The 19,887-nt window shown below is 70.0% G+C and carries 24 protein-coding genes; 18 read left to right on the top strand and 6 right to left on the bottom strand.

Annotated elements, in window-relative coordinates:
- From ACXMYJ_RS19340 to ACXMYJ_RS19310, 7 genes are read left to right on the top strand one after another with little or no spacing between them, the layout of a single operon-like run.
- The gene (locus tag ACXMYJ_RS19340) at positions 1-1,563 is read left to right on the top strand and encodes an MCE family protein (RefSeq protein ID WP_260756275.1); all 1,563 of its coding nucleotides are present in this window, start codon (positions 1-3) and stop codon (positions 1,561-1,563) included.
- Positions 1,533-2,135 (top strand): hypothetical protein, encoded by a 603-nt coding sequence (locus ACXMYJ_RS19335; protein WP_260756276.1) that lies wholly within the window; start codon positions 1,533-1,535, stop codon positions 2,133-2,135. Before ACXMYJ_RS19340 ends, ACXMYJ_RS19335 begins: the two co-directional genes overlap by 31 nt.
- Complete coding sequence (locus tag ACXMYJ_RS19330; RefSeq protein WP_460358513.1) at positions 2,132-3,115, top strand: RDD family protein; 984 nt, start codon at positions 2,132-2,134, stop codon at positions 3,113-3,115. The genes ACXMYJ_RS19335 and ACXMYJ_RS19330 overlap by 4 nt, the downstream gene beginning before the upstream one ends.
- Complete coding sequence (locus ACXMYJ_RS19325; protein WP_460358511.1) at positions 3,112-3,702, top strand: mammalian cell entry protein; 591 nt, start codon at positions 3,112-3,114, stop codon at positions 3,700-3,702. Before ACXMYJ_RS19330 ends, ACXMYJ_RS19325 begins: the two co-directional genes overlap by 4 nt.
- Positions 3,669-4,547 (top strand): mammalian cell entry protein, encoded by an 879-nt coding sequence (locus ACXMYJ_RS19320; protein ID WP_460358508.1) that lies wholly within the window; start codon positions 3,669-3,671, stop codon positions 4,545-4,547. The genes ACXMYJ_RS19325 and ACXMYJ_RS19320 overlap by 34 nt, the downstream gene beginning before the upstream one ends.
- 8 nt (positions 4,548-4,555) lie before the next feature.
- Positions 4,556-5,236 (top strand): YoaK family protein, encoded by a 681-nt coding sequence (locus ACXMYJ_RS19315; RefSeq protein ID WP_460358506.1) that lies wholly within the window; start codon positions 4,556-4,558, stop codon positions 5,234-5,236.
- The gene (locus ACXMYJ_RS19310; protein ID WP_460358504.1) at positions 5,233-5,991 is read left to right on the top strand and encodes a fructosamine kinase family protein; all 759 of its coding nucleotides are present in this window, start codon (positions 5,233-5,235) and stop codon (positions 5,989-5,991) included. The genes ACXMYJ_RS19315 and ACXMYJ_RS19310 overlap by 4 nt, the downstream gene beginning before the upstream one ends.
- Here the strand turns inward: ACXMYJ_RS19310 and ACXMYJ_RS19305 are convergent.
- Positions 5,984-7,024 (bottom strand): phosphodiester glycosidase family protein, encoded by a 1,041-nt coding sequence (locus ACXMYJ_RS19305; RefSeq protein ID WP_460358566.1) that lies wholly within the window; start codon positions 7,022-7,024, stop codon positions 5,984-5,986. The two genes, ACXMYJ_RS19310 and ACXMYJ_RS19305, sit on opposite strands and share 8 nt — an antisense overlap.
- 248 nt (positions 7,025-7,272) lie before the next feature.
- Between ACXMYJ_RS19305 and ACXMYJ_RS19300 the strand changes: the two genes are divergently transcribed.
- Positions 7,273-7,719: an SRPBCC family protein gene (locus ACXMYJ_RS19300; RefSeq protein WP_260756282.1), complete on the top strand. Its 447-nt coding sequence runs from the start codon at positions 7,273-7,275 to the stop codon at positions 7,717-7,719.
- 12 nt (positions 7,720-7,731) lie between these two features.
- Here ACXMYJ_RS19300 and ACXMYJ_RS19295 read toward each other — a convergent pair whose 3' ends face one another.
- Entirely contained in the window at positions 7,732-9,057 is a 1,326-nt protein-coding gene (locus ACXMYJ_RS19295; protein ID WP_460358501.1) for a PQQ-dependent sugar dehydrogenase, read from the bottom strand.
- The gene (locus ACXMYJ_RS19290) at positions 9,035-9,802 is read right to left on the bottom strand and encodes a pirin family protein (RefSeq protein ID WP_260756284.1); all 768 of its coding nucleotides are present in this window, start codon (positions 9,800-9,802) and stop codon (positions 9,035-9,037) included. The genes ACXMYJ_RS19295 and ACXMYJ_RS19290 overlap by 23 nt, the downstream gene beginning before the upstream one ends.
- A 100-nt stretch (positions 9,803-9,902) precedes the next feature.
- Between ACXMYJ_RS19290 and ACXMYJ_RS19285 the strand changes: the two genes are divergently transcribed.
- Positions 9,903-10,358 carry a MarR family winged helix-turn-helix transcriptional regulator gene (locus ACXMYJ_RS19285; RefSeq protein ID WP_260756285.1) on the top strand — a complete coding sequence of 152 codons (456 nt, stop codon included), beginning with the start codon at positions 9,903-9,905 and terminating at the stop codon, positions 10,356-10,358.
- Positions 10,359-10,390: 32 nt separating this feature from the next.
- Here ACXMYJ_RS19285 and ACXMYJ_RS19280 read toward each other — a convergent pair whose 3' ends face one another.
- Positions 10,391-11,434 (bottom strand): sigma-70 family RNA polymerase sigma factor, encoded by a 1,044-nt coding sequence (locus ACXMYJ_RS19280; protein WP_460358498.1) that lies wholly within the window; start codon positions 11,432-11,434, stop codon positions 10,391-10,393.
- A gap of 45 nt (positions 11,435-11,479) precedes the next feature.
- Here ACXMYJ_RS19280 and ACXMYJ_RS19275 point away from each other — a divergent pair, with 45 nt between their 5' ends.
- The 9 genes from ACXMYJ_RS19275 (at position 11,480) to ACXMYJ_RS19235 (ending at position 18,324) form a co-directional block, all read left to right on the top strand.
- Complete coding sequence (locus ACXMYJ_RS19275; RefSeq protein WP_460358495.1) at positions 11,480-12,319, top strand: lysophospholipase; 840 nt, start codon at positions 11,480-11,482, stop codon at positions 12,317-12,319.
- Positions 12,316-13,311, top strand: coding sequence for an alpha/beta hydrolase (locus ACXMYJ_RS19270; RefSeq protein ID WP_460358493.1), 996 nt, complete (start codon positions 12,316-12,318; stop codon positions 13,309-13,311). The genes ACXMYJ_RS19275 and ACXMYJ_RS19270 overlap by 4 nt, the downstream gene beginning before the upstream one ends.
- A gap of 88 nt (positions 13,312-13,399) precedes the next feature.
- The gene (locus tag ACXMYJ_RS19265; RefSeq protein ID WP_460358490.1) at positions 13,400-14,152 is read left to right on the top strand and encodes a DUF2786 domain-containing protein; all 753 of its coding nucleotides are present in this window, start codon (positions 13,400-13,402) and stop codon (positions 14,150-14,152) included.
- A complete protein-coding gene (locus ACXMYJ_RS19260) occupies positions 14,149-14,640 on the top strand; it encodes a TIGR04338 family metallohydrolase (RefSeq protein ID WP_460358487.1) in 492 nt (163 codons plus the stop codon). The genes ACXMYJ_RS19265 and ACXMYJ_RS19260 overlap by 4 nt, the downstream gene beginning before the upstream one ends.
- Positions 14,641-14,650: 10 nt before the next feature.
- Positions 14,651-15,313 (top strand): O-methyltransferase, encoded by a 663-nt coding sequence (locus ACXMYJ_RS19255; protein ID WP_443187512.1) that lies wholly within the window; start codon positions 14,651-14,653, stop codon positions 15,311-15,313.
- 11 nt (positions 15,314-15,324) lie between these two features.
- Positions 15,325-16,101 carry a DAPG hydrolase family protein gene (locus ACXMYJ_RS19250; RefSeq protein WP_460358484.1) on the top strand — a complete coding sequence of 259 codons (777 nt, stop codon included), beginning with the start codon at positions 15,325-15,327 and terminating at the stop codon, positions 16,099-16,101.
- Between the two features lie 25 nt (positions 16,102-16,126).
- Positions 16,127-16,507: an SRPBCC family protein gene (locus ACXMYJ_RS19245; protein WP_460358481.1), complete on the top strand. Its 381-nt coding sequence runs from the start codon at positions 16,127-16,129 to the stop codon at positions 16,505-16,507.
- 18 nt (positions 16,508-16,525) lie between these two features.
- Entirely contained in the window at positions 16,526-16,966 is a 441-nt protein-coding gene (locus ACXMYJ_RS19240; RefSeq protein ID WP_260756294.1) for an SRPBCC family protein, read from the top strand.
- A 110-nt stretch (positions 16,967-17,076) separates the two neighbouring features.
- Positions 17,077-18,324 (top strand): MFS transporter, encoded by a 1,248-nt coding sequence (locus ACXMYJ_RS19235; protein ID WP_460358479.1) that lies wholly within the window; start codon positions 17,077-17,079, stop codon positions 18,322-18,324.
- On the opposite strand, the gene ACXMYJ_RS19230 is transcribed toward ACXMYJ_RS19235, so the two are convergent.
- Both ACXMYJ_RS19230 and ACXMYJ_RS19225 read right to left on the bottom strand, forming a co-directional pair.
- The gene (locus ACXMYJ_RS19230) at positions 18,317-19,138 is read right to left on the bottom strand and encodes a nitroreductase family protein (RefSeq protein WP_260756296.1); all 822 of its coding nucleotides are present in this window, start codon (positions 19,136-19,138) and stop codon (positions 18,317-18,319) included. The two genes, ACXMYJ_RS19235 and ACXMYJ_RS19230, sit on opposite strands and share 8 nt — an antisense overlap.
- A gap of 107 nt (positions 19,139-19,245) precedes the next feature.
- Positions 19,246-19,680: a hypothetical protein gene (locus ACXMYJ_RS19225; protein ID WP_443187515.1), complete on the bottom strand. Its 435-nt coding sequence runs from the start codon at positions 19,678-19,680 to the stop codon at positions 19,246-19,248.
- Positions 19,681-19,887: the final 207 nt, after the last annotated feature.

The raw sequence follows: 19,887 nt of genomic DNA, 5'->3' as shown, positions 1-19,887 counted from the left end.
ATGCTGACCCGCTTCGTCAAGATCCAGCTGATCATCTTCACGATCCTCACCGTGGTCGCGCTGGGCGTGCTCGGGATCTACTACCTGCGCCTGCCCAGCCTCGCCGGGCTCGGCGAGTACAAGCTGTACGCGCAGCTGGAGCGCTCCGGCGGCCTGTACCCGACCGGCAACGTCACCTACCGCGGCACCCAGATCGGCAAGGTCACCGAGGTCGAGCCGACCGAGACCGGCGCGCGGGTGACGATGAGCATCGGCAACGAGTACAAGATTCCCGCCGATGTAAGCGCCAACGTGCACTCGGTGTCGGCGATCGGTGAGCAGTACCTGGACCTGGTCTCCGAGAGTGGCACCGACCAGTACCTCAGCCCCGGCCAGACCATCACCGAGAGCTCGGTCCCGGCCGAGGTGGGTCCGGCGCTGGACGCCGCCAACAAGGGCTTGGCGGTGCTGCCGAAGGAGAAGATCGACGCGCTGCTCACCGAGACGGCGACCGCGGTCGGCGGGCTGGGTCCCGCGCTGCAGCGGCTCGTCGACTCGACGACGAACGTCGCCGAGGGGTTCCGCGACAACCTGCCCCAGGTCAACGACATCATCAACAACGCCGCCCCGATCCTGGAGAGCCAGGTGACCTCCGGAGACGCGATCGAGCAGTGGTCGCGCAACCTCAACGTCATCGCCGCCCAGGCCGCCGAGCAGGATCCCGCGCTGCGCAGCGGCCTGCAGCAGGCCGCGCCCACCCTGGATCAGGTGACCACGGTGTTCAGCGACGTGCGGGATTCGCTGCCCCAGACGCTGGCGAATCTGGCCGTGGTCAACGACATGCTCAAGCGGTACAACAAGGGCATCGAGCAGACGCTGGTGATCTACCCGCAGGGCGGGTCCCTGCTGCAGATGGGATCGATCTTCGAGGACGGCGGTCTGCTCCACTTCGGTCTGTCGATCAACCAGCCGCCGCCGTGTCTGACCGGCTTCCTGCCGGCCTCGGAATGGCGCTCGCCGGCCGACACCAGCACGGCGCCGCTGCCGTCCGGCACCTACTGCAAGATCCCGAAGGACTTCCAGGGCAACGTGGTGCGCGGCGCCCGCAACTACCCGTGCGCCGACGTGCCGGGCAAGCGGGCGGCGACGCCGAAGGAGTGCCGCAGCGACGAGCCCTACGTGCCGCTGGGCACCAACCCCTGGTACGGCGACCCGAACCAGATCCTGCCGTGCCCGGCCCCCGGTGCGCGGTGCGACCAGCGGGTGGCCCCGGGGCAGGTGATCCCGGCGCCGTCGGTGAACAACGGGATGAACCCGCTGCCTGCCGATCAACTGCCCCCACCGCAGTCGGCCGCGCCGAGCAGCGATCCGGTCAGCCGGCCGGGCTCGGGTACGGTCAGGTGCAGCGGTCAACAACCCAACCCGTGCACCTACACTCCTGCGCAGGGGCCGCCCGGCACCACCGCTGGGTACAGCCCGAGCAGTGGCGAGGTGGTGGGGCCTGACGGTGTCAGGTACAACGTGAGCAATTCGAGCAACCCAGGAGACGACGGATGGAAGGAGATGCTGGCACCAGCCGGCTGATCCCCGACCCCGGAACCGGCACCGTTGTCGACGCGTCACCCCAGGAGCAGTCCTCGGCCGAGCTCCGCAGGCCGTCGCGGCTGGGCAACGGTTGGGCTGCGACGATCTGCGTGGTGCTGCTGCTGCTCGCCGGCGGCGGCATCGCCGCAGGTGTGCTGGCGCTGCGTGCCAATGAACGCGCTGCCGAGATCGCACGCTCCGACGAGGCCGCGCTGCAGGCCGCCAAGGAGTGTGTCGCGGCCACCCAGGCGCCGGACACCGCCGCGATGACGGCCGCGCAGTCCAGGATCCTGGAGTGCTCCACCGGTGAGTTCGGGGTGCAGGCCGGGTTGTTCGGCAGCGTGATCGCCGAGGCGTATCAGGCGGCCAACGCGACGGTCGCGGTCGACGACCTGCGGGCCGCCGTCGAGCGGCGCAACGACGACGGCACGGTCAACGTGCTGGTCGCGGTGCGCGTCAGGATCTCCAACTCCGAAGCCGCCGACCAGCGGGTCGGGTACCGGCTGCGCGCGACGATGGCGTTCGACGAGGGGCGCTACCGGATCTCCAGGCTGGACCAGGTCAACTCGTGACGGCGGTGCTGAACACGACCCCGACCGTCCCCGCGCAGGAACCGACCGCGCAGGTGCCGCTGGCCTCGTGGCCGGCCCGGGCGGGTGCGCTGGCGGTCGACACGCTGCCCGCGCTCGGCGTGATGGCCACGGGCGCGCTGCTGGCGTTGACCGCGCCGTCCGACGGCTGGGCCCGGTGGGTGTTCACCGCCGTCGCCGCGCTGGCGTTCGTGTTGATGGTGGTCAACCGGGTGGTGTGGCCGGCGCTCAGAGGATGGACGCTGGGGCGGGCGCTGTTCGGTATCGCGGTGCGCGGCCCCGACGGCGGCGCCGTAGGGGTTTCGCGGCTGGCCGCGCGCGAGGTCGCGCATCTGCTGGACACCGCCGCGCTGTGCATCGGTTGGTTGTGGCCGCTGTGGGACCGGCGGCGGCGCACCTTCGCCGATCTGCTGGCGCGAACCCAGGTTCTTCGCGTCGAGCGGCCGCACCGCGACATGCGCCGGCTGGTGGCCACGATCCTGGTCGCGTCGGCCGCGGTGTCGGTCGCGGTGGCAGGTCTGGGTTATGCGGTGCTGTACCGCCAGGAACGGGCGCTGGACACCGCCCGGGAGCAGGTCGCCGCGCAGGGACCGCGCATTGTCGAGCAGATGCTGAGCTACGGCGCGGACACCATGATCGATGACTTCGCCAGGGCGCAGGCGCTGACCACCGACGGGTACCGGCCGCAGCTGATCGCCCAGCAGCAGGCGGTGCAGGGCGGCGGCGCGACCAGCAACGAGTACTGGGCCGTCAGCAGTGCGGTGCTGACCGATCCCCCTGTCACCGCGGGGCGGGTGTCGATGCTGTTGGCGATGCAGGGGCAGCGCGGCAACAATCCCGAGGACATGAAGTTCATCACCGCGACGGTCCGGGTCGACTTCGAGAAGTCGAGCGACGGACAGTGGAAGGTGGCGAACCTGACCGTGCTGAAGAAGCCGCTGATGAATGTGCCGGGCCAGTGAGCCCGGTACGCAGGATCGCCGCCGACGCCGACGATCACGACGGCGGAGCCGCCGAGCGCACCGTCGCCGACGACTATTTCCGCCTCGAACCCAAAGCGCCTGTCCGGTGGGGGCTTCCGCTGGTGTCAGTACTTGCCGCGCTGGTCGTGGTCGCGGCCATCGCCGCCGCCACGTTCATGCTCGTCCGCCAGCTCGACGACCGCCGGGAGGCGGTCAACGAGGCCTCGGCGCTGGGTTACACCAGCGAGTTCATGGTGATGTACACCAGCCTGGACCCGTTCAACGCCAACGACTACGCCGATCGCGTCGCCGCCCAGGCCACCGGCGAGTTCGCCAAGAACTTCGCAGACCGGCTCAACGAGATCCTGGTGCAGGTGGCCCGGTCGGAGCCGAGCACCGGTGAGGTGCTGGCCGCGGGAGTGCAGCGCTGGAACGACGACGGAAGCGCCGACGTGCTGATCGCGACCAAGGTCACCTCGAAGAGCCCGGACGGGAAGTCGACGGTCGAAAGCGGAAGCCGTTGGGTCGCAACGACGATCAAGGAGGGACAGCAGTGGAAGATCAGCAACCTGGTTCAGGTGATCTGACCACCGGGGACCTCGCGCAGCCGTCACGGCGACGCTTCTTCGGCCGCAAGCCGAAGGCCCGGCAGCCCGCCGGACAGGAATCGCCTGCCACCGAGGCGGCTGCTGTGGAATCGCCTGCCGCAGAGGCGCCGAGGACGCCCGTCGGTAAGGCGCGCAGAACAGTGAAACCGCAACCGGCGCAAGCCGAATCAGCGCCCGAGCCCGACACCGACGCCACTGACGCGCCGTCCGAGATCGAGCCGGCGCCCGACGCCGAGCCCCAGCCCGAAGCCTCGCCGGACACTCAGCCCGGTGACGTGGTGCTGGTACCGCACCGGCCGGCCGGCCGCCGCGCGCTGATCGCGGCGGCAGCCGCCTCGGTCGTATTCGTCGGCGCCACCGGGTTCGCCGCGGCCACGGTGCAGCCGTACCTGTCCGAGCAGGCGCTGTATGAGACCAAGCTGACCATCGCGCGCACGGCGACCGATGCGATCACCACGCTGTGGACCTACAGCCCTGACGACATGGCCACCCTCGCCGACCGGGCCTCGGTGTTCCTGTCCGGTGATTTCGCCGCGGAGTACCGCCGCTACATCGACGCGATCGTCGAACCGAACAAACAGGCCCAGGTCACCAACACCACCGAGGTGATGGGTGCGGCCGTGGAATCGATTTCCCCGCAGTCGATTCCGACCGAGGCCACCGCACTGGTCTACACGAACTCGGTGGCCACCAGCCCGGTGACCAAGAACATCCCGTCGCTGCGCTACCTCTCCTACCGGCTGACCATGCAGCGCGACGGCGGCGACTGGCGCATCACCCGGATGTCGACCATCACGTCGTTCGATCTGACGCCGCAGCTGTAACGTCCGCCGTGGCCCTGAAATCGCCGGTCTCGCGACGTCAGACGGTCACCGCCCTGCTGCTGCTCACCTTCACCACCGGTCTGATCGACGCGGTCAGCGTGCTCGTGCTCGGGCACGTGTTCGTCGCGAACATGACCGGCAACGTGATCTTCCTCGGGTTTTGGTTCGTCCCGCATTCCGGCGTCGACCTGACCGCGGCGATCGTCGCGTTCGTCGGGTTCGTGCTGGGCACCATCATCGGGGGACGGCTGTCGCGGCATCTGGACGCCGACGTGCGGATGTGGCTGACCACCGCGCTCGGCCTCGAGGTGGTGCTGCTCGCGCTGCTGGCGATCCTGGCCGGCGCCGGGGTGCTGGACTACCGGGACGACACCAAACTCATCCTGATCGCCGGGCTCGCAGTGACCTTCGGATGCCAGAACGCGACCGCGCGCCAGTTCGGCATCCAGGAACTGTCGACGACGGTGCTGACGTCGACCATCGTCGGACTCGGCTTCGACAGCCGGCTGGCCGGCGGCACCGGCGAGGGGGAGAAGCTGCGCTACGGCGTGGTCGCGACGATGTGCGCCGGGGCGGTGGTCGGCGCAACGCTGACCCGGTTCACCGTCGCCGCGATCATCGGGCTGGCCGCTGCGATCGTCGCCGTCAGCGCCGCGATCTTCTGGTTCGGCCGCGGCGGTGAAGCGTGAACCGGCGGTTCGTCAAACGGAATCCAGCTGCGCCGCAGGGCTTTTTCGCGTGCGAGGCCGCGGGGCTGGGGTGGCTCGCCGACGCCGACGGCGGAGTGCCGTGTGCCCGTGTGCTCGCCGTCGCAGAGGATTCCCTGACCCTGGAACGGGTGACCACGACGGCGCCCAGCCGGGCCGCGGCCCGCGAGTTCGGCAGCCGGCTGGCGCGCACCCACGAGGCCGGAGCCGACGCGTTCGGCGCCCCGCCGCCGGAATGGAGCGGACCGGGTTTCTTCGGCCCGCTGCAGCACCCGCTGCCGATGGAGTACGGGCGCGACGGCGCCTGGGGTGTGTTCTACGCCGAGCGCCGGCTGGCGCCGATGGCCGCGCGCGCCGAGCTGGACCCGAACACCGCGGCAGCCGTCGGTGACGTCGTACAGCGTTGCCGCGCAGGTGGATTCGACGACGGAGAGCCGCCGGCCCGGCTGCACGGGGATCTCTGGAGCGGCAACGTGCTGTGGAGCGCCGACGGGGTGGTGCTGATCGATCCGGCCGCGCACGGTGGACATCGCGAGACCGATCTGGCGATGCTGGCGCTGTTCGGATGTCCGTACTTCGACGACGTGCTCGACGCGTACCAGCAGCACCGGCCCCTGCGGGCCGGCTGGCGCGACCGGGTCGGGCTGCATCAGCTCTACCCGCTGCTGGCCCATGTGGTGCTGTTCGGATCCGGCTATCTGGCCCCGACCCGGACCGCTGCGCGCAGCATCAGTTGAACGCCAGCCAGGCCGGCTGAGCCCGCTCGCGCGAATCGCACAGCACCGCCATGGTGTCGCACGAACCACGGGGTGCGCCGGCACCGGCCCACATGCCACCGGTGTCGCGGCGCAGCACGATCGCCGACGATCCGCCTCCGTCGAGCAGCACCGCGGTGTCGCTGCCCAGCCCGCGGAACAGGTCCTGGATCTGGTCGGGGGTGTAGCTTCCGCCCTGGAACACGTACATCTCGTCGCGGTCCTTGACGTAGGCGATCGCGGTGCGCGCCGCGCTCGGCCCCGGGTCGTTGAGCTGGCCGGTCTCGCCGGGGGCCAGCAGCCCGATGCCGGCCACGGCGACGAACCGGGTGCCCTGGTCGATCAGCCTGCTCACCACCGGTGTCGCGGCGTCGAAGTCGTCGTCGTGGCGGGGCGGGACGACGAACGGCGCGCCCTTGACCGGCAGGATCATCGTCGACAGCGCCATCCAGTGCTCGTTACCGCCGGAGAGGCCCTGCTTGCCCGCGTAGGCCAGCGTTCCGGTCACCGCGGCGTTGGTCCGGCCCAGGCCGCGCGTGTTGTCGACGTAGGCGCCCAGTGGCGAACTGCAGCCGGTGCTCTTCCAGGAGCCGCCCTGCTGACCGCGCACGTCGAAGAAGTTCGCGTTGATCGCGATGGTCGGCTGGCCGAGGGCGTGCCACGCCTCGATCGGGGTGTAGATTTCCGAGGCCTGCCACAGCCCCTCGCCGGTCCGTGCCCGCGGATCACGTTCACAGCGGGCCTGATAACCGGTGTGCGAGTCGGCGAGCAGGCGCGGCGCCAGCCGCTGTGAGGCGCCCTTGATGATCATCAGCCGGCCGCCGTTGTTCAGCTCGTACCAGTTCCCCGCCGCGTTGAGCATCGGCGCCGGGAACCCGCCGCCGAAGTTGTACACCAGATACGAACCGCGGGTGTTGGCGATCGCGCCGGCCAGCAGTTCCCGCGCGTCGGCCGCCCTCGCAAGGGGCGCTGTCGTCGCGGCCGCCACCACCACGCACATCACCACCGAGCACATCAGCACCGCGAGCGCATTACGCGCCGCGGCGAGAAGGTGCCGCATGTTTGCGGTGGGCATCGGCACCGGCGACTCCTCTCGGCACAGCGGACACGGCTCACTGAGGCTAATCCCACCAGAAACAGTGTCAACTTTCGTCACGACTGCATCACAGGATGGTTCCGGGCTGGTCGCCGCGGTCTTTGCTGAGGGTCTCGCCGTGGTTATGTTGGCGGATGACGCACCGGACGACCGGGTACCCGGATGACATGTCTACCGTGACTCGTACCTTCACCGTCAGTCCGCCACCGCAGGTCGTCGTCGACTACCTCAAGGACTTCGAACACGCCGAACAGTGGGATCCCGGTACCCGCCGCTGCGAGCGTATCGACACCGGACCCGTCGTCGAGGGCGCGTTCTGGCACAACGTGTCGAAAATCCTGGGGGTCACCGCCGAACTGACCTACAAGCTCGAAGAACTCACGCCCAGCAGGGTGGTATTCGTCGGAGAGAACCAGTCGTCGCGGACCATCGACACGATCACCGTCGACGCGCGAGGTTCGGGCTCGGTGGTCACCTTCGAGGGCGATCTCGAAATGCACGGCTCGGCAAGGATTCTCACGCCGCTGGTGAAACTCGCGCTCGAGAAGCGGGTCGGCGGCACCGAGAAGCGGATGGCCTCGGTGCTCAACCGGCTTGCGACGACGCCGGGATAGCGCGGCCCCGGATCAGGACGGAGCCAGCCGGTAGATCGCGTCGGCGGCGTCGTCGGTGATGTAGACCGCGCCATCGGGACCGGCAACCGCGGCCACCGGCCGGCCCCAGCGGGTCCCGTCGTCGTCCTGGAATCCGCCGACGAGTGTCTGCTGATCGCCGAGATCGCCGCCCTGCCAGGGGTAGAACGACACCTCGGGAGCACGGGGCGGCTGCCGGTTCCACGAACCGTGCACCCCGATCAGCGCGCCGCGACTGTACGGCGCGGGCAGCTCGCCGTCGACGAAGCTCAGGCCCAGCGGCGCCGAATGCGCGCCCATGCTCTGCTCCACGGGCGGCAGCGACGCGCAATCCATCTGTGCGCCATCGGGATTGGTCTGCACATCCCGGATGAAGGTCAGATCGGCAGGCCCGCCGTCGGGATTGCAGTACGGCCAGCCCAATTCGCGTCCGGGCGTCAGCTTGGCGATCTGCTCGGGCGGATGGTCGCCGACGTACTCCGGAATCACCTGTCCGTAGGACGGTCCCGGCTCGGGGTAGGCGACGTTGTCGCGGCCGTTGTTGGCCGTCCACACCGCGCCGTCGGGCGCCACCGCTAGCCCGGTGCCGTTGCGCACCCCGGTCGCGAACGGCTCGGCGGGACCGCCGCCGGGTGGTACCCGCATGATCGTGGCTCTCGGCGGGTCCGCGGTGCGGTCCTGCGCCGAGATGTTGCCCGTCGAGCCGATCGAGAAGTAGACGGCGCCGTCGGGGCCGACGGCCACGCTCTTGAGCACGTGCGAGTACGCGCCCCGCAGGTCCGGGCTTCGATCGTCGGGCAGCCCGGCCGCCACCGTGCGCGGATCGTTGGCCGTGCCGTCGGCGTACCGGTACGCGACCACCTGATCGCTCTCGGCCACATACAGCGTCGACCCGTCGAAGGCCAGGCCGTGCGGTTCGTCGAGCCCGTCGAGCAGCACCGACTCCTCGGCTGCCTCACCATCGCGCGACGCGAATTGCAGCACCCGGCCCGCGCTGGGCACCGAGACCAGCAGCTCGCCGTCCGGGGTCCACGCCGCCAACCGCGGCCGCGAGGTCCGCGCCCACACCGACAGCGTCCAGCCCTGCGGCACCAGCGCCTGGCGGGGCCGGTCGAACGGTGCATCGGCCAGCCGCCGATCGACCTCGACGTTCACCGGGCTCAGCCTCGACTCGGGGGTGCCGCCCGTCGTCGTCACCGCCGACGGTGTCGGCGACCGAGCGGAGGTGGCCGACGGACCCGGCTCGGACGTGCATCCGGTGAGCAGGGCGGTGCCTGCCAGCAGGATGCCGATTCGTTTATGCCGCACCGAGTCCCGCATGCATCTCCCAGACCAGGATCTCAGCGGGCCCGGTCGCGGTGATCCGTTGACCGCCGGATGCGGTGAACCGCACCGCGTCGCCTTCTGTCAGTGGTCCGACCCCTTCCAGCGTGACCGCCCCCCGGGGCACGAACAGGTGCAGGTACGGCGCCTCGGGCAACAGGACGCTCTGACCCGCCTCCAGTCGCGCGCCGTGCAACGCCGCGTACCGGTTACGGATCGTGATGGCGGCGGCATCGCGGTGTGCGGGCATCCCTGACGCGATCGTCACCAGGTTGCCGCGCAACAGTTCGTCGTCGATCTCGAGCTGCTGGTAGCCGGGGTCGATTCCGGATTCGTCCGGTACCACCCACATCTGCACGAAATGCACCGGTTCGCTGTGGGTCTGCGCTCCGGTCAGGGTCCAGGAATCGTTCTTCTCGGAGTGTAGGATTCCGCGTCCCGCCGACATCCGCTGTGCCAGACCGGGATAGATGACCCCGGAGTGTCCCGTGGAGTCCTGGTGCACCAGCGAACCGCGCAGAACCCACGTCACGATCTCCATGTCGCGGTGCGGATGGGTGTCAAAGCCGGTGCCGGGCTTGACGATGTCGTCGTTGTTGACCAGCAGCAGACCGTGGTGGGTGTTGCCGGGTTCGTAGTGGCTGCCGAAGGAGAACGAGTGTTTGGAGTCCAGCCACTCGATCGTGGTTTTCGCGCGGTCGTCGGCACGCCGGACGTCCACGATGCTCGGGCTGCTGCTCATGTCTGGATCACTCCTCGGAGAGTTCTTGTCAGCCTAGGTGGCTGCCCTGCGACCGACAACATTGATGATGTGTCATGTATTCCGGGGCTAGGGTGGGTCCATGGAGTGGCTCAGCGACGAGCAGCAGCTGATCTGGCGTGATTACCTGGCGACGGCCAGCCGGCTGCATACGGCGATGCACCGCCAGCTGCAGCAGGACTGCGAGCTGTCGCTGGCGGACTACGACGTGCTGGTAGCTCTGTCCGAGCGCGGGCCGATGCGCATCCACGAACTCGGCAGACTCATCGGCTGGGAGCAGAGCCGGCTGTCCCACCAGCTGCGCCGCATGCGGGGGCGCGGGCTGGTGGAGCGGGAGGGCGACGGCGACGACCGCCGCGGAGCGACCGTCACCCTGACCGACGCGGGGCTTTCTGCGTTGCAGACCGCCGCGCCCGGACACGTCGACCTGGTCCGCTCGGTGGTGTTCGACGGGCTCACCGAGACCCAGCAGCGAGAGTTCGGCGCGGCGCTGCAGACCATCCTCGGCCGGCTACGGGCCGCCCCGTCCGCCGGTTAGCTTTCCCGCCCGCCGGTCAGTGGGGCGGGGTGTCAGAGTGTGGCCGGCAGCCCGCACTTCGCGAACAGCTCGGTGTCCATGAAGGCCACCACGTGCGCGATGCCGGACTCGCACATGTCGAGCACATGCAGTTGAAAGGCCTCATGCACACCGGTTTCCGGGTTGCGCATGTAGAGCGCGGCCACCGGCTGACCGTTGGCGGTGGTCTGCAGGAACCGCATGTCGCCGGCCTTCTCGGCCGGGCAGTGCACCTTCGCCAGCGTGATGATGTCGGCCGGGCCCTGATACCAGCCGTCGAACGGGGGCATCTCCCACACCGCGTCGGCGGTGAGCAGCCCGACGAGCCGGTCCATGTCGTAGCTTTCGAACGCGGCGATGTACTGGGTCAGCGTCTCGGCGGCCTCCGGGGATTGCGGCGGCACCGGCCGATCGTCACGGGCCGGCTGTATCTCGTCGAGCTGCGCGCGAGCCCGCTGCAGCAGGCTGTTGACCGCCGCGGTGGACGTGCCGACCGCCTCGCCGACCTCGGCGGCCTTCCACTGCAGCACCTCACGCAGCACCAGCACCGCACGCTGGCGCGGGGGCAGATGCTGCAGCGCCGCGACGAACGCCAGCCGCACCGCCTCTCGGGACTCGGCGATCACCGACGGGTCGGACGGATCTTCGCGCGGAGCGTCGGGCAGCGGTTCCAGCCAGCTGATCTCGTGGCGCTCGGTGAGCTCACCGGTCGGATCCGAAGCCGGCTGGCCCAGCCCGCTGGGCAGCGGCCTGCGTTTGTTGCCGTCGAGCGCCGTCAGGCAGGTGTTGGTGGCGATCCGGTACAGCCAGGTGCGCACCGACGATTTGCCCTGGAAACCCTTGTACGACTTCCACGCCCGCAGATAGGTTTCCTGGACCAGATCCTCGGCGTCGTGCAGTGAACCGGTCATCCGGTAGCAGTGCGCCAGAAGTTCCCGCCGGTACCGCTGCGCATCGGCGAGAAAGGCGTCGGCGGCGCCCTTGTCGTCGAAGTCGTCGAGGTTGCCGTCGAGAGCCGTGGCGGTCACGTTCAGCAGCTTACGCAGCGTCACCGACATGTCCAGGTCCCGTTGGGCGCCTCGTGGAACGCTAGTCTCGCTGCCATGGTTGTGACCCACACCGAGCGCAGTTTCGACGGCGTCGGCGGCGTTCGGATCGTGTACGACGTGTGGACCCCGCAGGAGCCGCCGCGCGGTGTGGTCGTGCTGGCCCACGGGTACGCCGAACACGCCCGCCGATACGACCACGTCGTCGCCCGGTTCGGCGAGGCGGGACTGGTCACCTACGCGCTGGACCACCGCGGCCACGGCCGCTCCGGCGGCAAGCGGGTCTACCTGCGCGACATCACCGAGTACACCGGGGACTTCCACACCCTGGTCCGGATCGCCGCCGATGAGCAGCCGAGCCTGAAACGGGTGGTGCTCGGGCACAGCATGGGCGGCGGCATCGTGTTCACCTACGGCGTCGAGCATCCCGATGACTACCACGCGATGGTGCTGTCCGGACCGGCCGTCGACGCGCACGCCTCGGTGTCGCCGGTGATGGTGCTGCTGGCCAAGGTGCTGGGGCGCATCGCACCCGGCCTGCCCGTCGAGAACCTGCCGGCCGACGCGGTGTCGCGTGACCCGCAGGTCGTCGCCGCCTACGAGAACGACCCGCTGGTCCACCACGGCAAGCTGCCCGCCGGCGTGGGCCGTGCGCTGATCGGTGTCGGTGAGACCATGCCGGCGCGGGCCGGCGCGATCACCGCCCCGCTGCTGGTCGTGCACGGCGACAAGGACCGGCTGATCCCGGTGCAGGGCAGCCGCAAACTCATCGACTGCATCGGGTCGGCCGACGTACACCTCAAGGAGTATCCGGGCCTCTACCACGAGGTGTTCAACGAGCCCGAGAAGGACGTGGTGCTCGACGACGTCACCGCCTGGATCGAGTCGAAGCTGTGAGAATCCTTGCTGCGGTGGCACTTTCGGTGCTGCTTCTGGTTTCGGGCTGCTCGTCGGACTCCTCGACGGACCCGGCGGTGTGGACGGACGAGGAGGTGACGTTCGACGCTGACGGGTTGACGCTGCACGGCACCTACCGGCACCGCGCCGACGGGCAACCCACCCCGGCGGCGCTGCTGATCTCCGAGAGCGGCGGCACCGACCGCAACGGCGATAACCAGGTGGCGGGTCCGATCGGCAACATGCGCCAGTTGGCCGAGCTGCTTTCCGAGCGCGGCGTGGCCAGCCTGCGCTACGACAAGGTGGGTACCGGGCGGACCGGGCTGGGTCCGTACAAGGACCGGCCGGCCGACGTCGTCAGCGCCGTGTACACCGCAGGCGCCGAGGCGGCTTTCACGTTCTTGGCCGGGCGGCCGTCCACCGATCCAACCCGGGCGTCGGTGTACGCGCTGGGGGAGGGCACCATCCACGCGCTGACGCTGGCCGGGGACACCGATCCCGGCGCGCCGAAGGTCCATTCGCTGGGGCTGTTCCAGCCCCTGCCCGGGCGCTATCTCGACATCATCACCGACCGGGTGAAGGCGGACGGCTCCCCGGAGACGCTGGCGGCCTGGCAGGCCGCGGTCGAGGAGATCCGCGCCAAGGGCACCGTCCCGGCGGATCTGCCCGACGGGCTCACCGCGATCGTGAACCCGGGCAACGTCGCCGCGGTGGCCGAGGCGGACAAGATCGACCCGGTGAAGCTCGCCGCCGCGGTGCCCGCCGGCACCCCTGTGCTGCTCACCTGCTCGGACTCGGACAACCAGTCGCGCTGCGACACCATCGGTCCGTTGGTGGCGGCGCTGCAGCACACCGACCTGACGCTGGTCGAACTCAAGGGTGTCAACCATGTGCTGCGCGAGGACCCGACCGACAACATCGCCAACTACGCCAACCAGGACCCGCTGTCCGGGCAGCTGGTGGCCGCGCTGGACGCTTTCGCCGGCAAGTGAGCCCGCTGCCTGTGGAGAAACGCCGGTCTGGGGATAAGGGATACTGCAGGGCAGTGAAACGTCGTACCGAATCCCTACCGTCGCCGGCATGAGCACAGACGAGAAGATGCTGGCCCGCATCGCGGCACTGCTGCGCCAGGCCGAGGGCACCGACAACCCGCACGAGGCCGACGCGTTCATGGCCGCCGCGCAGCGGCTGGCCACCGCCACCTCGATCGACCTCGCGGTCGCGCGCAGCCACACCGACCGGCGCAGCCGAACCCAGACCCCGGTGCAGCGCACCATCACCATCGGTGAGCCCGGCGCTCGCGGGCTGCGCACCTACGTGCAGCTGTTCGTGGTCATCGCCGCCGCCAACGACGTCAAATGTGACGTCGCGTCGAACTCGACGTTCGTGTACGCCTACGGGTTCGCCGAGGACATCGATACCACCCACGCCCTCTACACCAGCCTGGTCATGCAGATGGTGCGCGCGTCCAAGGACTACATCGCCTCCGGCGCGCACAGGCCGACCCCCACCATCACGGCGCGGCTGAACTTCCAGCTGGCGTTCGGCGCCCGGGTGGGGCAGCGGCTCGCCGAGGCGCGCGAGGAAGCGCAGCGCGCGGCCACCAGCGGGCCGGACAGTGTCCCGGGCACCGCGGTCGCGCTGCGCAACAAGGACCTTGAGCTCAAGGACTACTACCGCCAGACGTCGAGGGCGCGCGGCACCTGGCGCGCCACCAGCGCTACTGCGGGCTACTCGTCGGCGGCGCGGCGCGCCGGTGACCGCGCCGGTCGCCGGGCCCGGCTGGACGGTGAGACCGAGCTGGCGGGAGCGCGGTCAGCGCTGGAGAGATGACCCGGGACGCGCAGCGCGCAAAGGTGTACGCCGCCGAGGAATTCGTGCGCACCATGTTCGACCGCGCCGCGCACCGGGGAAATCCGGTGCTCGACTTCTTCGGCGCGCAGCTGACCCTGCCGCCGGAGGCCCGGTTCGCTTCGGCCGAGGCGGTGCAAACCTACGTCGACGGTGTGCTGGCCCATCCTGCGGTCCGGGACCAGTGGCCGGCGGTCACGCCGCTGGCGGTGCGGCCGAGGCGGGGCGTCACGGCCGCGCACTACGAGCGCGCGGGGGACGCCGCGACGATCGCGGTGCCCGAGGGCCGCAGCACCTGGGCGCTGCGGGAGATGGTGGTGCTGCACGAGATCGCCCACCACCTGTGCGACACCGACCCGCCGCACGGGCCTGCGTTCGTCGCGACGTTCTGCGAGCTGGCCGCCGCGGTGATGGGCCCGGAGGCCGCGTACGTGTTGCGCGTCGTATACGCCAAGGAAGGCGTGAAGTAGCGTCGATCCCGTGACCACGCCCGACTGGGGATCTCTGGACGACCTGTTCACCCGCGTGCTGCACAGCGAGGACGACGGGATGCGCGCCGCCAGAAAGGCCGGCGACGCCGCCGGTATGCCCGCGATCGAGGTCTCCGCGCAGCACGCGAAACTGCTGGCGTTGCTGGTGAAGATCGCCGGGGCGCGCCGGGTGCTCGAGATCGGCACCCTGGCCGGCTACAGCACGATCTCGCTGGCCCGCGCGGTCGGTCCCGACGGCACCGTCGTCACCCTCGAATACGAACCCGCGCACGCCGAGATCGCCCGGCGCAACCTCGAGCGCGCCGGGGTGAGCGACCGGGTCGAGATCGTCGTCGGAGCCGCGCTGGACTCGCTGCCGAGGCTGCAGCAGCGCGGCGACACCTACGACCTGGTGTTCATCGATGCCGACAAGGAGAACAACGTCTCCTACGTCGAGTGGGCCGTCGCGCTCGGCCGGCCGGGCACCGTGGTCGTCGTCGACAACATCGCCCGCAACGGCCGCGTGCTCGACCCGGCACCCGACGACCGGCAGGCCGGCGCGATTCGCGCGATGTTCGACATGATGGGCGCCCACCCCCGGCTGGACACCGCGGCGATACAGACCGTGGGCGCCAAAGGCTGGGACGGTTTCGCCCTCGCGGTCGTCGACTAGGAGGTCCTCCGATGGGGCGGCCCTATCTCGGGTACCGGGCAGACGACGGCGCCACCGACTACGGTGCGTTCTTCGACCCGCAGATGGCGCCGTTGCCCGTCCACGTCGTCGATGCGTTGCACCACGGGCCGCAGGCCGCTCCGCTGCTGCTCGAATTCAACAGCGCGGCAACACTTCTCGACGTCGGATACCACCCGACCGAAACGGGGTACGGCCGGCTGGCCAACGGTGCGTCCCAGGTGTCGGTGCTCACCGACATGCCCGGGGTGGCCCCCGGGATGTGGGACTGGTGGTTCGGCTGGCACGGCAGCGACAGCCGCCGCTACAAGTTGTGGCATCCCCGCGCGCACGTGGCGGCGCGGTGGGCCGACGGCGGCGGCGACGGCCACTACACCGGCCGCACCTGCCTGGTCGAGGAGTACCTCGGATCCGCTTACACCAGGGCGGCGATCCGATTCGTCGCGCCGCGCACGCTCGGGATCGACGAATCCCGGCTCGGTGATTCGGTCGCGGTGTGCGCGCGCCTGGGCTCGTCCGAGACACCGGTCGACATCGGCTGGTTGATCCACGATGTCCGCGCGACACCCACCGGCGCCGAAATGCGGTCCCGGTTCTGGCTCGGCGGCCCGTATACCGGGGTGCGCCACGGAAACCTGTTGGCCAACACCGTGGTTCGGCCCGTCGCGGAACGCCGGCTGCCCGACCCGCGGGACTTGTTGGTGCACTGCGCGCAGGAGATGAACCACCTGGCCGCGTTCCTGCCCGCCCTGCACGCCAGGTTGGGTTAGCGACGCGTTCGGGTATGCCCCGCGCATGTGGACGGTGAGCAGGGACATCGAGGCGTCGGCGGACGCCGCGTGGCACGTACTGACCGATCTGGACGCGTGGCCGCGGTGGGGGCCGACGGTGACCGGCGCCGAACTCGACGGATCGGCCTTCGAACTGGGTGCGACGGGCCGGGTGTGGACCCCGGTCGGCGTGCCGCTGCCGTTCGTGATCTCCGAACTGGACCAGGGCCGCACCTGGGGCTGGCGGGTGGCTGGGGTGCCCGCGACCCGGCACGGGGTGGAGCCCCGCGGCGACGGCAGTCGGGTGTGGATGAGTTCGCCGCTGTGGGCGCCCGCGTACCTGCCGGTGCTCGCGATCGCGCTGCGCCGCATCGAGAATCTGGCGGTGCGGTTTCGAACGAGCTGACCGCGGCAACTATGGGGCATGGCCGTCACCGAATCCCGTGAAACCGTGATCGACGCATCGCCGCAGGACATCATGGAGGTCCTGTTCGATTTGGAGTCCCTGACCGAGTGGTCGTCGGCGCACCAGGAGGTCGAGGTGCTCGACCGTGACGACCAGGGCCGGCCCACCCGGTCCCGGCAGGTCGTCAAGATCGTCGGGGTCAGCGATGAGCAGGTGCTCGACTACACCGTCCACGACGACGGGGTCAGCTGGACCCTGGTCAGCTCGAAACAGCAACGCGCACAGGATGCCCGCTACACACTGACCGCGGAGGGCGACAAGACCCGGGTGCGGTTCGAGCTGACCGTGGACCCGACGGTGCCGCTGCCCGGATTCCTGATCAAGAAGGGCGCCAAAGGCTTGATGGACACCGCCACCGAGGGTCTGCGCAAGCGGGTGCAGAAGGTCAAGAGCTCGTGAGGCGCTGAACCTCAACGCCGGCGTCGTCGCCGCGGCGGGCCTCATCGCAGTGTCGGGTCTGGCGCCGCCCCCCGGATCAGCGAACAGGGCCCGCCGGGAAGATCGACACTGTGACCCCGCCAGATGCTGCCGCGCCGAGCAGTGCCGAACTCGAGGCGATCCAGAAGCGCACCCTGCGCGTCCTGGTCGCCGCTCAGATCTTCAGTGGCGCGGGTCTGGCCGCCGGCGTCACCGTCGGCGCGTTGCTGGCCCAGGACATGCTCGGCTCCACGGGGCTGGCGGGCCTGCCCAGCGCGTTGTTCACCATCGGTTCGGCCGCCGCGGCGGCCGTGGTAGGGCAACTGTCTCAGCGCCTCGGCCGCCGCACCGGACTGGCGGCGGGGTACCTCACCGGAGCCCTGGGCAGCGTCGGCATCGTGGCGGCCGCGGTCATCGACAACGTGCCGTTGCTGTTCGTCACCCTGTTCGTCTACGGGGCGGGCACCGCGACCAACCTCCAGGCCCGCTACGCCGGCGCCGACCTGGCCCGCATCGACCACCGCGCCCGCGCGATCAGCACCGTGCTCGTGGCCACGACCCTCGGAGCGGTCATCGGCCCGAACCTCGTCGGCGTTCTCGGCGACCTCGCCGAGATGCTGGCGGTGCCCCGGCTCGCGGGTCCGTTTCTGCTGGCCGCGGTAGCCTACGGAACGGCCGGCATCGTGATCTGGAGCCTGCTACGGCCTGACCCCCTGCAGCTGGCCGCGCGGGTGCGCGAAGCCGAACCGACTGCTGTGCAACGAGATTCGGATGTGACGGCCGCCTCGTCTTGCCGGCGCGCAGTGCTCGCCGGTGCGGCGGTCATGATGATCACCCAGCTGGTGATGGTCGCCGTCATGACCATGACTCCGGTCTACATGCAGCATCACCAGCACGACCTCGCCGCGGCCGGCCTGGTCATCTCGATTCACGTCGCCGCCATGTATCTGCCCGCGCCGGTCTCGGGCTACCTGGTCGACCGCTTCGGCCCCACCGCGACTGCAGGCCTGGCCGCGCTGACGCTGATCGCCGCCGGTGTCCTCGCCGCGCTCGCCCCACCGCATTCGGTGGCCGCGCTGGCCGTCGCGCTGGCCCTGCTCGGCCTGGGCTGGAGCCTCGGGCTGGTCGCAGGCACCACCACCATCACCAACGCCACCCCCGTCGCCACCCGCGCGAAAACGCAAGGCACCGTGGACCTGTTCATCGCCCTCGCAGGCGCTGCCGGCGGATTGTTCTCGGGTCTGGTGGTCGCACAGACCAGCTACCCCACGCTGGCTGTCATCGGGGCCGTCGCCGCGGTGGCGCTGGGCCCGGTGCTGCTGCTGGGCCGCCTCAGTTGAGGTTGAAAGTCGTCGTCTCGGTGACGGAGCGCCGCTCCGTCGGCGGTAGCGGGTCGCCGGCCGCACGCACCCCCAGCCGGATCAGGACCTGCGGACAGGCCTCGCCGTCGAACACCTCGCATGCCAGCGCCAGACGGTTGCGGGTGTCGCGCAGCGGATCGGTGAGCGGGCAGGTGGCCAGCCCGAGGGCGGTCGCCGACAGCGTCAGGTCACTGAGTGCCTCGCCGGCGCGGAGCCGGTCGCTGTCGGTGTCGGTGTCGGTCGCCAGCACGAGCATCACCGCGTCATCGCCGGGGTGGCCGGGCGGGTCGTCGCCGTAGTGCAGTGTGAACTCGTCGTCACCGGCCCTGCCCCACCGGATGGTCGGCACGACGGCCAGCGCAACGCCGAAGCGTTCCGCGCGGAGCATGAGCAGCTCCACGGTGCCGGCGGGAAGGGGACCCCGGTACGGCCGCCGGTCGGAGCGCCGGCGGGCGATGGTGTCGGCCAGCTCTCGGGTGCCGGCGCCTGCGGGCCGCTGGTCGAGTTCGACCGCCGCGAGCATCCCGTCGGCGGGCATGCGCAGGATCCGGCTCGACCACCCGATGGCGGCGAACGCGATCGCGCAGTGATGCAGCACGGCGCCGCAGCTGATGACCACGTCGCGCCGGTCGGAGTCGGTGTCGCCCAGTCGGCGGCTCCAGTCGGCGGAGAGCTGGACGCCGCGGTGGTCGACGTGCCACCGCCACGGCTGCGTGTTGCCTACCGACGGGGCGTACGCGGCGAGGTCGAGCACGCTTTCCAGCGTCGCGGTGTCCGGGAACGCCGTCGCCATCGCTCGCACCTCCGCCCGATGTCCGGTCCTGCGGCCTACGGCGACATTCTAGGAGCCGCGGCTGCGCATCGGCGGCGGGCAGCACTGCTGTTCCCCTGGCAGGCGGCTCACAGCCAGATCGGGGCCACTTCCACCGGATTGATCCGCACCCCGTGGCGGCCGATGTCGTAGTAGATCAGGGCACGGAGTTCCTCGGTGGTGATCGTCCATCCGTTCGCGCTATAGGTCTGCCCGGTGCCCAGCACCACATCGCCGGATTCGGGCCCGGGGATGGTGCCCTGGATGAAGTAGAGTTCGCCGCCGCCCTGCACCACCGAGAGGTTCTGCTTGGCCGGCGCCACCATGAACTGCTTGCCGTCGGTCCTGCCGCAGACCGCCGCAGGAAACCCGCGGCCCTCGAAATCGGCACTGAGCAGGCACCGGATCTGCCCGTCCTGGAACCGGACGGTCCGGTCGCCGTCGGCGGCGGCCGCCGACGGGACCCACGGCCCCACGCTCGAACCGACCAGTAGTGCCGCCAGCGCGGCAATCGCTCGAATCATGCCGTCTCCGCCCGGAGGAAAAGCGTCTTCTGGGCAGAGATGCTTGCACGTTCAGTGCGCGCGCACAGTCGAATCGGTGCTTAGCCTGGATACACCGATCGGCGGTTGGTGTGGGGTTGAATCTGGTTGTGAGGCTTTGAGCTGATGTATAGGTCCCAGTGGGCGTGGCTGATCGCCCGATCTCGGTATCGGGTTGTTCCTGTTGGT

This window comes from Mycobacterium sp. ZZG (assembly GCF_054786995.1).
The sequence above is the reverse complement of the archived record's forward strand: the minus strand, read 5'-3'. Positions and strand labels throughout refer to the sequence as shown.